Consider the following 13035-nt stretch of genomic DNA (forward strand, 5'->3'; position numbering starts at 1 on the left):
CCGTGCGCCAGCGTCTCTGAGCCCACAGGGGTCTGCGCGTCGGCGTCTGCCGACCGACGGCCCCCCGGGTTCGGTTTTTGTGCTGCGAAGACGGCCGGCTGGGCTGGCTGCAATCCCGAGACGCCTCTCCTCCTCCTCCCTCCCTCCCTCCTTCGTCTCGGGGCGCTTCGCAGCACCTTTGTCTTGTGCCTGCGCTGCCGCGTGGCAGCCCCGGGTCGACTGAGGAGCGAGCCATGCGGCGCATCGCCATCGTCGGCTCGGGGATTGCGGGTCTGGCCGCCGCGCATCGGCTCGCACCGCACGCCCAGGTCACGCTCTTCGAAGCAGGCACTCACTTTGGGGGGCACACCCACACGGTCGAGCTGACCCTGCCCGACCGGTCCGGCCATCCGGTGACCCACGGCGTGGATACCGGCTTTCTGGTCTTCAATCACCGCACCTATCCGGAACTGGTACAGCTCTTTGCCGAGTTGCAGGTGGACACCGCGCCGTCGGACATGTCGTTTTCGGTGCAATTGCCGTCGGTGGGCCTCGAATGGAGCGGCAGCTCCCTGGACACGGTCTTTGCCCAACGCCGCAACCTGTGGCGCGCCGGCTTCTGGCGCATGCTGCGCGACTTGCTGCGCTTCAACCGACTGACGACCGCCCTGGCGCGGCAGGGGCATGACGCGGCCTTGGCCGAACCGATCGGCGCGTTCCTCGACCGGCATGCATTCGGTGCCGAGTTCCGCCAGTGGTATTTCCTGCCGATGGTGGCATGCATCTGGTCCTGCCCGGCCGATCAAATGCTGCGCTTTCCAATGGGCACGATGATCCGCTTCTGCCACAACCACGGGCTGTTGCAGATCACCGACCGGCCACAGTGGTACACCGTGCGAGGCGGCGCCAAGCACTACGTGGCCAAGATCCTGGCCGGTGTGGCCGATGCCCGGCTGAACACCCCGGTGCGCCAGGTGCGTCGGCTGGGGCCGGGTCCGGGCGACGGCGGGGTGATGGTCTGCACCGATCGGGGCAGCGAGCGGTATGACGACGTGGTGCTGGCCTGCCACAGCGACCAGGCGCTGGCGCTGCTGGCCGAGCCGCTGCCACTGGAGCGCGAGCTGCTGGGGGCCATCGGCTACCACGCCAACGTGGCCGTGCTGCACACCGACACGGGCTTGCTGCCCCGCCGCCGCAAGGCCTGGGCGGCCTGGAACTACGAGCGGGCCCCGGACGTTGACCAGGAAGCCGGCGCCGTGTGCCTGCACTACTGGTTGAATCGACTGCAACCCTTGCCCTTCCGAGACGATGTGATCGTCTCGCTCAATCCGGTGCGCCCGCCTCGGGACGACAAGGTGCTGGGGCGCTACGAATACGCCCATCCGGTGTTCGACGGACCGGCGGTGGCCGCACAGCGCCGTCTGGACGAAATCCAGGGCGTGGGTCATGTGTGGTTTTGTGGGGCCTGGACCGGCTATGGCTTCCACGAGGACGGGCTGCGCTCGGGTCAAGCCGTGGCGCAGCGCCTGCTCGCGGCATGTCAGCGCGCCTCGGCCAGGGCAGCGGCATGAGGGCGACGACGGCGCAGGCGCTCATCGGCTTCGGGCAGGTGCGCCACACCCGCTTGCGCCCGGTGCGCCATGCATTCGCCTACCCGACCTACTTCCTCATGCTGCCACTGCGCAGCCTGGCACGAAGCCCCAGGACCGCCTTGCCGCGCAAGCGCTTCGGCCTGATCAGCTTCGACGACCGCGACCATGGCGACGGTCGCGCCGACGCACTGAGCTGGATCGACGACCTGCTGGCCAGCCAAGGCATCCACGATGCCACGGGCGAGATATGGCTGCACACCTATCCGCGCGTGCTGGGTTATGTGTTCAAGCCGGTGAGCTTTTGGTATTGCCACCGCACGGACGGCTCGCTGGCGGCCATCGTGGTCGAAGTGAACAACACCTTCGGCGAACGGCACTGTTACTTGCTCAGTGGCCCCCGGCTGGGCTGGGGCATCGAATTGCAGGCAGACAAGGTCTTCCATGTCTCGCCGTTTTGCAAGGTCGAAGGGCGTTACCGTTTCCGCTTCCTGCGCACCCAGCCCGAGGGCACGCATCCGGCACGCACCGTGGTGCGTATCGAGCATGACGATGCGCACGGCCCGCTGCTGCTGACCAGCGTGAGCGGGACGCTGGAGCCGCTGACGCGCGCCAGCATGCGCCGCGCCTTCTTCGCTCACCCGCTGATGAGCCTGGGCGTCATCGCGCGCATCCACTGGCAAGCCCTGCGACTTTGGATCAAGCGGGTGCCTTTCTTCACCAAGCCCGAACCGCCTGACTCCCTGGTGACGCGATGAACCACACCACGACCTCTTCCCCCCTCGAACAAGGACTGCGATCCTTGCCGTCGTCGGCCCCGGCGGCGGCACGCACCGTGCTGCGCATGCTCTCGCATCTGCGCCATGGGCAGTTGGACCTGCAACTGCCCGACGGCCACACCGCCCGCTTCGGCACGCCCGAGGGGCCACGCGCGGCCATGCGCTTGCACAACTGGAAGGTCTGCGCGCAGGCGCTGAAGTCCGGCGACATCGGCTTTGCCGAGAGTTTCATCGCCGGTGATTGGACCTCGCCCGACCTGACGGCCTTGATCCGTTTGTTCATCGCCAATCGCCAAGACATCGAATCGGTGATCTACGGCCACTGGTGGGGGCGGCTGCTGTATCGGTGGCGGCATCTGCTGCAGCGCAACTCACGCCGTGGCAGCCGCCGCAACATCCATGCCCATTACGACCTGGGCAACGAGTTCTACCGGCTCTGGCTCGACCCAGGCATGACCTATTCCAGCGCGTGGTTCGAAGGCCGCCATGACCGATCGCTGAGCGAAGCCCAAGACGCCAAGATTCGCCGCGCCTTGCGCGAATGCGGTCTGCGGCCTGGCCACCGCCTGCTGGAGATCGGCTGCGGCTGGGGCGGTCTGGCCGAAGTGGCCGCCGCGGACTTCGGCGCCCAAGTCACCGGTGTGACCTTGTCCACCGAGCAGCTGGCCTATGCCCGAGCCCGCCTGGACGCCCTGGGCCTGTCGGCACAGGCCGACTTGCGCTTGCAAGACTACCGCGACATCGACGACGCGCCTTTCGATGCGATTTGCTCGATCGAGATGTTCGAGGCCGTCGGGCGCGAATACTGGCCGGCCTACTTCGCCACCGTGGCCCGCCTGCTCAAGCCCGGCGCTCATGCCTGCATCCAGAGCATCACGATCCGCGACGACCTGTTCGAGCGCTACGTGCGCGGCACCGACTTCATCCAGCAATACATCTTCCCCGGCGGCCTGCTGCCCAGCCCCAGCCAGTTCCGTGCCCAGGCGAGCCAGGCCGGACTGGAAGTGGTCAACGAGCTGGCCTTCGGGGCGGACTATGCCGAAACCCTGCGCCGCTGGCGTGAGCGCTTTCTGGCCGAAGAAACCCGCGTGCGTCGGCTGGGGTTCGACACCCGCTTCATGCGCACCTGGGAGTTTTACCTTGCCTATTGCGAAGCCGCCTTCGCGATGGGCAACACCGACGTCATCCAATTCACCTTGCGCAAACCATGAAACGAAGGGCCGCACTCGCACTGGGCAGCCTCGCATGGGTGCGAGTCGGCGCGGCTGCGCCCGCGCCGCCGCCCGAAGTGCTCGGGATCTGGCCCGCGGTGCGGCTGCAAGGCCAGGCCCGCATGACCTTTCTGGGGCTGCGCATCTACGACGCCCGGTTGTGGCTGCCCGCGCACGGCGAGGCGCTGCGGCGCTACGAAGACACCGCCTTCGCGCTGGCCTTGCATTACCTGCGCCGACTCCAGGGCGGCGCCATCGCCGAGCGGTCGATCGTGGAAATGCGCCGCATCGGCCCCTTCAGCGACACTCAGGCCCGTGCCTGGCTGGCGGCCATGCAGCGCGCGTTTCCCGACGTGAGCGATGGCGACCGGCTGGTCGGCCTGCACCTGCCCGGCCGCGGCGCGCGCTTCTTCTACAACGGCCAGCCCACGGCCGACATCGACGACCCCGAATTCGCCCGCCTGTTCTTTGGCATCTGGTTGTCCCCGCGCACCTCCGAGCCACGTCTGCGCGAGCAACTGCTGGGCCTGTCCGGCAGTCAAGGAGCCCCATGAGCGCGCGCGCGGCCATGCCCCCTCGGCCCATGGCCCCGAGCTGGACGGGCCATCCGCTGCAAGGGCTGTCCTACGGCGCCTTGGGCCTGCCGCTGGCCTTCGTGGCCCTGCCCTTGTACGTGGTGCTGCCGGCTCATTACGCCACCGAATTCGGCGTGCCGCTGGCCTTGTTGGGCGCCGTGCTGCTGGGTGCGCGCCTGGCCGATGCGTTCATCGATCCGTGGATCGGCCGCCTCGTCGATGGACTCTTTCGCCATTCCGTGCGGCGTGCCTGGGCGCTGTCGGCCCTCATGGGGGCCGTGCTGGCCGCCGGCTTTGCGGCCCTGTTCTTTCCCCCGGTGCGCGGCGCCCCCGCCTTGCTGACCTGGTGCGCAGCCCTGCTGCTCGTGACCTATTTCAGTTACAGCACCGTGAGCGTGACGCACCAAGCCTGGGGCGCGATGCTTGGCGGCGGCGCGGGTCAGCGCGCCGGCGTGGTGGCCTGGCGCGAAGGATGCGCGCTGGCCGGCGTGCTGGTGGCCAGCGTATTGCCCAGTCTGGCCGGCCTGGGCGTCACCGCCGCGGTCTTCGCCGTCTTGCTGGCCCTGGGGCTGGGGCTGCTGGCTCGCGCCCCGCAACCCGGCCGCGAGCCGGTGCTGCCGGACCCGCGCCCGATCCGCCCCTGGGACGTGCAGGGCTTTCGCCGGCTGCTGTTCATCTACCTGCTCAATGGCGTGGCCAGCGCCATTGCGGCCACCTTGGTGCTGTTTTTCATCCGCGACCGCCTGCAGGCCGCCGCCTTCGAACCGTTGTTTCTGGCGCTGTACTTCGCGGCCGCGGCGTTGGCCATGCCGCTGTGGGTGCGTGCCGTGGCCCACCTGGGCCTGGCCCGCAGCTGGCTGCTGGGCATGCTGCTGGCGGTGGCCGCCTTCGCCTGGGCCGCCATGCTGGGTGCCGGCGACGTGCTGGCTTATGCACTGGTGTGCGCCGCCAGCGGCATGGCCCTCGGTGCCGATCTGAGCTTGCCCCCGGCGATGTTGGCCGGGGTGATCCAGCGCGCCGGGCATCGCGGGCGTTTCGAGGGCGCCTACTTCGGCTGGTGGAACTTCGCCACCAAGCTCAACCTGGCCCTGGCCGCCGGTGCAGCGCTGCCGCTGCTGCAACTGGCCGGCTACGAACCCGGCACGCGCGAGCCCCAAGGCCTGCTGGCGCTGACGCTGGCCTACAGCCTGCTGCCCTGTGCACTCAAACTCACCGCCGCCGCCGCGCTGTACGGCCTGTGGCTGCGGCACCCCCCCGGAGAGGACCGATGAAACGACGTCTCGTGCTGATGGCTGGCGCGGCGGCTGCAGCCGGGCTGAGCGGCTGCGCCAGCCAAAACCTCGACGCCTATGCCGGCCAGCGCCCCGAGCTGGACCTGCGCCGCTACTTCGAGGGCCGGCTCACCGCTTATGGTCTCTTTCAAGACCGCTCGGGCCAAGTGGTGCGCCGCTTCACGGTGGCCATGGAAGGCCGCTGGGACGGCGACCAGGGCGTGCTCGACGAGGTGTTCACCTACAGCGATGGTCGCACCGAGCGCCGCGTCTGGCGCCTCACCCGCTTGGCCGACGGACGCTACAGCGGTCGCGCCGACGACGTGGTCGGTGAAGCCCGCGGCCAGGTGCGTGGCAATGCCTTGCATTGGCGCTACACGCTGCGCCTGCCGGTCGATGGCCGCACCTATGACGTGCAGTTCGACGACTGGATGTACCTGATGGACGAGCGCGTCATGCTCAACAAAGCGGTGATGAGCAAATTCGGCATCCGCCTGGGCGAAGTCACGCTCACGTTTTTGAAACACTGAAAGACTCCCATGGCCCTCAATCCGACACTGACCGACTGGCCCGGCCGCATCGCCTGGCTGGTGGGCGCCTCCTCCGGCATCGGCCGCGCCGCGGCGGCCGCCTTGCATGCCCGCGGCGCCCGCGTCATCGTGTCTGCACGCAATGTGCAGGCCCTGGAGGAATTCACGGCCCAGCACCCGGGCAGCGAATTCATTCCCATGGACGTCACCGACCGCACAGCCCTGCGCAACGCCGCCTTGGACCTGCGCCAGCGCTACGGCCGGCTGGATCTGGTGGTCTATTGCGCGGGGTATTACCGCCCCATGCGCGTGGCCGCCTTCGATCTGGAGGAGGCCTTGCGCCACCAGCAGATCAACTACGTGGGGGCGCTGCATCTGCTCGATGCCGTGTTGCCGCTGCTGCAAGCCCAACGCAGCGGCCACCTCAGCCTGGTGGCCAGCGTGGCAGGCTACCGCGGCCTGCCCCATGCGCTGGCCTACGGCCCGACCAAAGCGGCGCTGATCAACCTAGCCGAAGCGCTGTATCTCGACCTTCATCCCTTGGGCGTGGGCGTCTCGGTGATCAACCCCGGCTTCGTCGCCACCGCCCTGACGGCACAAAACCGCTTCCGCATGCCCGCCTTGCTCACCCCCGAACAGGCCGCCCAGGCCATGCTCGAGGGCTGGGCACGCGGGCGCTTCGAGATCCACTTCCCGCGCCGCTTCACGCTATGGCTCAAAGCCCTGCGTGCGCTGCGCGACGGCCTGTACTTTGCCGCCGTGCGCCGCGCCACCGGCTTGTGACGCCGCCACAGCGGCGACGGCTCTACACTGCCGCCCCATGATGACCCACGAGGACCCGCGCGTGCAGCGCGTGATCGATTTCTTCCACGCTTACAGCCCTGCCTCGGTGGCCGACTTCGGCCGCTACTACACCGAGGACTGCCACTTCAAGGACCCCTTCAACGAGGTGCGGGGCCTGGCCGAGGTGCAGCGCATCTTCCGCCACATGGACGAGGCCCTGCGCGAGCCTCGCTTCACGGTGACGGCCGCCGTCGCCCAGGGGGACCAGTGCTTCCTGGCCTGGGATTTCTCGTTCCGCTTGCGCCGCTACCGCCATGCCCCTCAGGTGGTGCGTGGCGCCTCGCACCTGCGGTTTGCCCCCGATGGGCGCATCGCCGTGCACCGCGACTACTGGGATGCCGCCGAGGAGCTCTACGAAAAGCTGCCGGTGCTGGGCGGGCTGATGCGTTGGCTCAAACGCAGGGCCATGGCATGACCGTCTCGCGTGTGGCCCTCATCGGCGCCGGCCTGGCAGGACTGACCTGTGCGCGCGCACTCGCCGCCGCCGGCGTGCAAGTGCAGCTCTTCGACAAGAGCCGCGGCCCCGGCGGACGCCTGTCCACCCGACACAGCCCGGCCGGCCCCTTCGACCATGGCGGCGCGGACTTCGCCGCCCACAGCAGCGACTTTGCGCAGCAAGTCCAACAGTGGAGCCAGGCCGGCTGGCTCGCGCGCGAGGGCGGCACCGGCTACACCGGTGTTGGCGAGATGAACGCCCTGCTGCGTGCGCTGGCGCAGGGCCTGCCGCTGCAACTGGACACCGAGATCGCCGCCATCGAGCCGGCCGGCGACGGACGATGGCAGCTGCGCGCTCACCAGCAGGCGCCCGCACTGGGCGATCGGCGGTTCGATGCCGTCGTGGTGGCCATGCCGGCCGAGCAGGCCGCCCCCTTGCTGGGCGCCAGCCCCGCACTGGCCCAGGCCATGCGATCCGTGCGCAGCCAGCCCACCTGGACCGTGATGGCCGCCTGGCCGCGGGCCCTGCCCGCCCGCGGCGAGCGCCTGCAGCCGGCGGCCGGCCCCTTGCGCGAGGCACGCCGTGACGACACCCGCCCCGGGCGGCCGCGCGTCGCCGGCGTGGGCTGCCGCTGGGTGCTGCACGCCAGTCCCCAGTGGAGCGCCCACAACCTCGATGCCCCGGCGGTGCAGGTCGTGCGCCGCCTGCTCGAGGCTTTCAGCGAAGCGCTGGGCGTGCAGCTGGCCCGCCCGGTGTACGCCGAGGCCCACCTCTGGCGCCATGCCCAGGTGCCGTCGCCGCTGAGCGAACCCTGCGGCTGGGACGCCGCCTTGCGCATCGGCGCATGTGGCGATGCCTGGCACGGCGCCGATGGCATCGATGGCGTCGAACGTGCCTGGCTCAGCGCCCAAGCGCTGGCCCGCGCGATGCGGGCTACTTGAGGCTACTTGAGCCAGCCCTTGCGCCGGAAGTACCAGAACGGGGCGATGACCGACATTGCCATCAGCGCCAGCGAAAACGGATAGCCGAACTTCCATTTCAGCTCGGGCATGTACTCGAAGTTCATGCCGTAGATGCTGGCCACCAAGGTCGGCGGCAGCAAAGCCACGCTGGCCACCGAGAAGATGCGGATGATCTTGTTCTGGTTGATGTTGATGAAGCCGACCGTGGCATCCATCAGGAAGTTGATCTTGTCGAACAAGAAGGCCGTGTGCGAATCGAGCGAATCGATGTCGCGCATGATCTGACGCGCCTCCTCGAACTGCTCGGCATTGAGCAGGCGCGAGCGCATCAAAAAGCTCACCGCGCGGCGCGTGTCCATCACATTGCGACGAATGCGGCCATTGAGGTCTTCCTCGCGGGCGATGGCCGCCAACGCCTCGGCCGCGGCCGTGTCGTTGACCTCCTCCTTGAGCACCAGCGCGCTGACTTTTTCCAGCGCGTCATAAATGCCCTCCAGAGAATCGGCCGAGTACTCGGCATCGGCATCGTAGAGCTTGAGCAGCACGTCCTTGGCGTCCTCGATCAGCCCGGGCATGCGCCGCGCACGCAAGCGCAACAGGCGGAACACCGGCAAGTCTCGGTCGTGGATCGAGAACAGGATGTTGCGGTGCAAGATGAACGCCACCCGCACGTTGCGCGACGTGTCATCCTCATCGATCAGGAAGTCCGAGCGGATGTGCAGCTCGCCGTTGTCTTCCTCGTAGAAACGGGCCGACTCCTCCAGGTCTTCATCCACCACATCCTGGGGGATGTTCACGCCGAAGCGCCCGGCGATCCACCCCTTCTCCTCGGGCGTGGGCGCTTCGAGGTCCACCCACACGGGCTGCACCTGCGCCAGCGCCTCAGGACGATCGATTTCCTGCTGGACGAGCCGGCCATTGGCCAGCGTGAACACATTGAGCATGAACTCTCCAACCAGGGCGCCGCCGCAAGCACGGCGGCGCACATGTCTTTTGGGGTTGCGAACGGGTCGAAATCGGTCACCGTCTCACCCCAACGCCGCCTGCGGCGGCCACCGACCCGCCCTTACAACGCGCGGACCCGGGTTGGAGTGGACGGCCACCGAGGCTGGGGGCTGTCCAAGGAAGTCTCCGTGATGGAACCAGGGCCGATTATGGCACCGCTTCGTGAACTCAGGCGCCCGGCACGGGCCGGCCCTCGAAAAAAGCCTCCAGCTGCGCCCGCCGGGCCCACACATCGGCACGCCCCAGCTCGATGAGCGCCTGCACGAAAGGCGGCTCGAACAGCAAGTAGCTGGCCAAGGCCGCGCCTGCGGCCTGCGTGCCCCCCAACATCTTGAGCAAGCCAAACACCGCCTCCGGCAGGGCTCGCACATGCGCCAAGGCCAATTCGTCCAAAGAACGCGAGGGCTGCATCGCCAGCACCTGCACGGCCCGGTAAGGCGCCATCCCGCCCTGCTGCGACCAACGCCGCAGTCCCGCATTCACGCGCTCGGCCTGCTCGACATCGGCTTCCAAGGTGTCGTGAAACACACTGGCCATGGCATGCGTGGCAATTTGCGCCAGCGAGGGATAGCTCCCGGGGGCCATGGAGCCGGCGCCCAGGGCGCTGCGTTCGGGCTGACCCACACCGATGGCCAAAATGCGCGTCGCTCCCAGATTGAACGCCGGCGACAGCGGCGCGATCTGGCGCATCGACCCATCGCCGAAATATTCGGTGCGCCCCTCCACCTCCAGCGGCACGGCCGGAAACAGAAACGGAATGGCCGCCGAGGCCAGCAGATGTTGCGGCCCGATGGCCTGCGCCACCGCCCGACGGCCGGGGCGCTGCCAGGCCGGACGATGCCAGCGCCGTGCGGCCTGGTAGAACGTCCAGTGCACGCCGCTGGTGTAGCTGGAGGCCGTCACCGCCCAAGCCTGCAAATGCCCCTGATCCAAGGCTTGCGCAATGCGCGCGGGGCGCACCACCCGGCCCAGCAGAGCCGTCAGCGGCGCGGGGTCCAGCAGCCAGCGCGGCAAGCGGCGCAACAACCACGCCGGCGAGAGCAGACCGGCCCACCGCAGCCCGGGCGTCATCCGCCACGGCTGGACCCGGTAGACCTGATCGGCATGCAGCCCCATCCACAGCTGCGCCAGCCGCTCCACTGCCGCCGCGCCCACCGGTGCTTGGTCCACCAAACAAGCCGCGTTCAAGGCCCCGGCCGACGTGCCCACCACGATGTCGAACCAGCCGCCCGGACCGCGTCCCAAGAGGTGCGTCAACCCCAGCAACACGCCCACCTGATAAGCCGTGCGAGCCCCGCCGCCCATCAACACCAAGGCGGTGCGCGGCGCGGCCTCCTCTGGCGGATCGAGCAAAGAACCGAATGCAGTGCCCAAGGTCATGCCGGCGATTTTGCCGAGCCGCCCGCGCCAGCGAACACTCACATTCCCTTAGTGCGCCGCCTCAGCCGCGCTTGTACGTCGAAATCAAGCGCTGATAGGCCTCCCAGGTGCGCTGGGCCGCGCGGCGCTCGCGCAGGAAATGCAGGTCATGGAAGTAGCCCAGCATCAAGCTGTTCATCTCCCACACGAGTTGAGCCGGCTCGGTGTCGGGGCGCAAATGCCCCTCCTCGATGGCTTGCAGGACCGTGCGCGCCAGCGTCTTGCGCCAGCGGGCCACCCCGGCACGCACCTTCTTGCGCAGAGGCGACTCCATCGGGTGCAGGTCGAAGGCCGCCACCGCATGCAACGAGCCGGCCATGGCCTTGCGGCCCACGCCACGGCCGATCCACAACTCCATGATGCGATCCAGCCGCGGCAGCCCCCGCGGGGCCTCCAAGGCGGGGAGAAACACATGCTCGGCAAAGAGTTGCTCATAGCGCGCCAGCACCATGTCTTGCAGGTTCTCCACCGAGCCGGTGCGCACGAACACCCCGCTCTTGCTGATGCCCAGGCGTTTGGCCACTTCGCCCAGCGACATGCTGGACAGCCCTTGGGTCACCGCCAGCTCCAAGGCGGTATTGACGATGGCATTGAGCGTGCGCTCGCTCTTTTTCTTCGGAATGGGTTCAGTCATGGCATGGACGGGCCGGCCCCGGCCATGCCGGACTGCACAGCACCACGAGGCCCGGTGCAAAGCCGTGATGGTACGCGCCCGCCACGCGGCCGTGCAGCCGGCAGCCCCCCATTGCAGGGAACCTCCGAGGCCAAGGCAGGCACTATGCCAAGTCTTGACCCACCACAGGAGCTTGCCGAGATGAAGCGACTCTCGCCCCTTCTTCCGTGGCTGGCTGCCGCAGCCTTTGCCCTGCCGGCCGCTGCCCAGACCATGGTCAGCATCGCTCGCCCCGAGGTGAACCTGCGCGCCGGCGCCGGCACCCAGCACGACGCACTGTGGGTCGTCAGCCAAGGCTATCCGCTGCAAGTCATCGGCCGTCAGGGACAGTGGCTCAAAGTGCGCGATTTCGAAAATGACGTGGCCTGGGTGTATCGACCACTGACCGGCCGCACGCCACACCATGTGGTCAAGGTGCAAACCGTCAACATCCGCAGCGCCCCCTCGACCGGCAGCCGCATCCTGGGCCAAGCCCAGTACGGCGAGGTCTTGCGCACGCTGGAAAAGCGCCCGTCCTGGGTGCGCGTGCACCACGAGGACGCCGGCGTGACCGGCTGGGTGGCCCGCCGCTTGCTTTGGGGCTGGTAGCACGAGCCCGGTCGCCAGACCTCATGGCTTGACAGGATGCGCCCCTCAACCCCTGCCTCTGCCTCTGCCTCTGCCTCGAAGGAAATCGATCCATGAAACGCATCGTGCTATTCGTGACGACCAACCTGGCCGTGATCGTCGTGCTGGGCATGACCGCCCATGTGCTGGGTCTCCAGCGCTTCCTCAGTGCCCAGGGCCTGGATCTGGCAGCGCTGCTGGGCTTTGCAGCCCTCATGGGCTTTGGCGGCGCGCTCATCTCCTTGCTCATCAGCAAGCCCATGGCCAAGTTCAGCACCGGCGCACGGGTGATCAACGACTCGCCCGACCCCACGCACCAGTGGATCGTGCACACGGTGCACCAGTTCGCCCAGCGCGCCGGCATCGGCATGCCCGAGGTGGCCCTCTACGACGGCCCGCCCAATGCCTTTGCCACCGGCGCCTTCAAGAACTCGGCCTTGGTGGCCGTCTCCACCGGATTGCTCCAAAGCATGACGCGCGAGGAGGTGGAAGCCGTCATCGGCCATGAGGTGGCGCACATCGCCAATGGCGACATGGTGACGATGACGCTCATCCAGGGCGTGATGAACACCTTCGTCGTCTTCATCTCGCGCGTGGTGGGTTATGTGGTCGATCGCGTGCTGCTGCGCAACAACAGCGATCACCCAGGCCTGGGCTACTACGCCACCACCATCGTGCTGGACCTGCTGTTGGGCATCTTGGCCGCCGTGATCGTGGCTTGGTTCTCACGCCAGCGCGAGTTCCGCGCCGACGCCGGCGCCGCACGGCTGATGGGCCGCAAACAACCCATGATCGATGCGCTGGCCCGACTGGGCCGGCTCGATCCGGGCGAAATGCCCAAGGCCCTGCAAACCATGGGCATCAGCTCGCGTCGCTCGGGCTTGCTGGCCCTGCTGGCGAGCCACCCGCCCATCGAGGAACGCATCCGCGCCTTGCAGCAGCAGCCCTGAGCGCGGCCGCACGCGGCGTTTGCCTAGGAAAGGTCAGCACAACCGCCGCTGAAGCGGCTGTTGTCGGCTGATGTGTCAGATGGCGATATCTCGGGCTGTTCGATCGTCACATGCGGGGGCTTTCGGCCCCGCTCGTGGCGCCGTAGGCTATTTGGCCAAGCCTTTTCAGGCTTGCGCGCGCACTCATCCATGCGCCCCCATGTTCCA

Annotated in this window: 14 protein-coding genes; 11 read left to right on the forward strand and 3 right to left on the reverse strand. The window is 68.1% G+C overall.

Annotated elements, in window-relative coordinates; genetic code table 11:
• The first annotated feature begins 233 nt into the window (after positions 1-233).
• From CTA01S_RS12185 to CTA01S_RS12225, 9 genes are read left to right on the forward strand one after another with little or no spacing between them, the layout of a single operon-like run.
• A complete protein-coding gene (locus CTA01S_RS12185) occupies positions 234-1550 on the forward strand; it encodes an NAD(P)/FAD-dependent oxidoreductase (protein ID WP_062195905.1) in 1317 nt (438 codons plus the stop codon).
• Positions 1547-2326 carry a DUF1365 domain-containing protein gene (locus CTA01S_RS12190; protein ID WP_062195937.1) on the forward strand — a complete coding sequence of 260 codons (780 nt, stop codon included), beginning with the start codon at positions 1547-1549 and terminating at the stop codon, positions 2324-2326. The genes CTA01S_RS12185 and CTA01S_RS12190 overlap by 4 nt, the downstream gene beginning before the upstream one ends.
• Positions 2323-3558, forward strand: a complete 1236-nt coding sequence (locus tag CTA01S_RS12195) for an SAM-dependent methyltransferase (protein ID WP_062195907.1) — start codon at positions 2323-2325, stop codon at positions 3556-3558. Before CTA01S_RS12190 ends, CTA01S_RS12195 begins: the two co-directional genes overlap by 4 nt.
• The gene (locus tag CTA01S_RS12200) at positions 3555-4112 is read left to right on the forward strand and encodes a chalcone isomerase family protein (RefSeq protein WP_062195910.1); all 558 of its coding nucleotides are present in this window, start codon (positions 3555-3557) and stop codon (positions 4110-4112) included. Before CTA01S_RS12195 ends, CTA01S_RS12200 begins: the two co-directional genes overlap by 4 nt.
• On the forward strand, positions 4109-5404 hold the full coding sequence (locus CTA01S_RS12205) for an MFS transporter (protein WP_084362417.1): 1296 nt from the start codon (positions 4109-4111) through the stop codon (positions 5402-5404). Before CTA01S_RS12200 ends, CTA01S_RS12205 begins: the two co-directional genes overlap by 4 nt.
• The gene (locus CTA01S_RS12210) at positions 5401-5934 is read left to right on the forward strand and encodes a DUF3833 domain-containing protein (protein WP_062195914.1); all 534 of its coding nucleotides are present in this window, start codon (positions 5401-5403) and stop codon (positions 5932-5934) included. The genes CTA01S_RS12205 and CTA01S_RS12210 overlap by 4 nt, the downstream gene beginning before the upstream one ends.
• 9 nt (positions 5935-5943) lie before the next feature.
• On the forward strand, positions 5944-6717 hold the full coding sequence (locus CTA01S_RS12215; RefSeq protein ID WP_062195917.1) for an SDR family NAD(P)-dependent oxidoreductase: 774 nt from the start codon (positions 5944-5946) through the stop codon (positions 6715-6717).
• 37 nt (positions 6718-6754) lie between these two features.
• A complete protein-coding gene (locus CTA01S_RS12220; RefSeq protein ID WP_062195920.1) occupies positions 6755-7192 on the forward strand; it encodes a nuclear transport factor 2 family protein in 438 nt (145 codons plus the stop codon).
• Complete coding sequence (locus CTA01S_RS12225; protein WP_062195922.1) at positions 7189-8154, forward strand: NAD(P)/FAD-dependent oxidoreductase; 966 nt, start codon at positions 7189-7191, stop codon at positions 8152-8154. The genes CTA01S_RS12220 and CTA01S_RS12225 overlap by 4 nt, the downstream gene beginning before the upstream one ends.
• Positions 8155-8156: 2 nt before the next feature.
• On the opposite strand, the gene corA is transcribed toward CTA01S_RS12225, so the two are convergent.
• From corA to CTA01S_RS12240, 3 genes are all read right to left on the reverse strand, one after another.
• Complete coding sequence (corA, locus tag CTA01S_RS12230) at positions 8157-9119, reverse strand: magnesium/cobalt transporter CorA (RefSeq protein ID WP_019560652.1); 963 nt, start codon at positions 9117-9119, stop codon at positions 8157-8159.
• Positions 9120-9348: 229 nt separating this feature from the next.
• Positions 9349-10560, reverse strand: a complete 1212-nt coding sequence (locus CTA01S_RS12235) for a patatin-like phospholipase family protein (protein ID WP_062195924.1) — start codon at positions 10558-10560, stop codon at positions 9349-9351.
• A 61-nt stretch (positions 10561-10621) separates the two neighbouring features.
• Positions 10622-11233 carry a TetR/AcrR family transcriptional regulator gene (locus CTA01S_RS12240; RefSeq protein WP_062195925.1) on the reverse strand — a complete coding sequence of 204 codons (612 nt, stop codon included), beginning with the start codon at positions 11231-11233 and terminating at the stop codon, positions 10622-10624.
• A 180-nt stretch (positions 11234-11413) separates the two neighbouring features.
• On the opposite strand from CTA01S_RS12240, the gene CTA01S_RS12245 reads away from it, so the two are divergent.
• The gene (locus tag CTA01S_RS12245; protein WP_062195926.1) at positions 11414-11860 is read left to right on the forward strand and encodes an SH3 domain-containing protein; all 447 of its coding nucleotides are present in this window, start codon (positions 11414-11416) and stop codon (positions 11858-11860) included.
• Between the two features lie 92 nt (positions 11861-11952).
• Entirely contained in the window at positions 11953-12828 is an 876-nt protein-coding gene (gene htpX, locus CTA01S_RS12250; protein WP_062195928.1) for a protease HtpX, read from the forward strand.
• Positions 12829-13035 lie beyond the last annotated feature (207 nt).

This window comes from Caldimonas taiwanensis NBRC 104434, from assembly GCF_001592165.1.
In the GTDB taxonomy this organism is placed as follows: domain Bacteria; phylum Pseudomonadota; class Gammaproteobacteria; order Burkholderiales; family Burkholderiaceae_C; genus Caldimonas; species Caldimonas manganoxidans.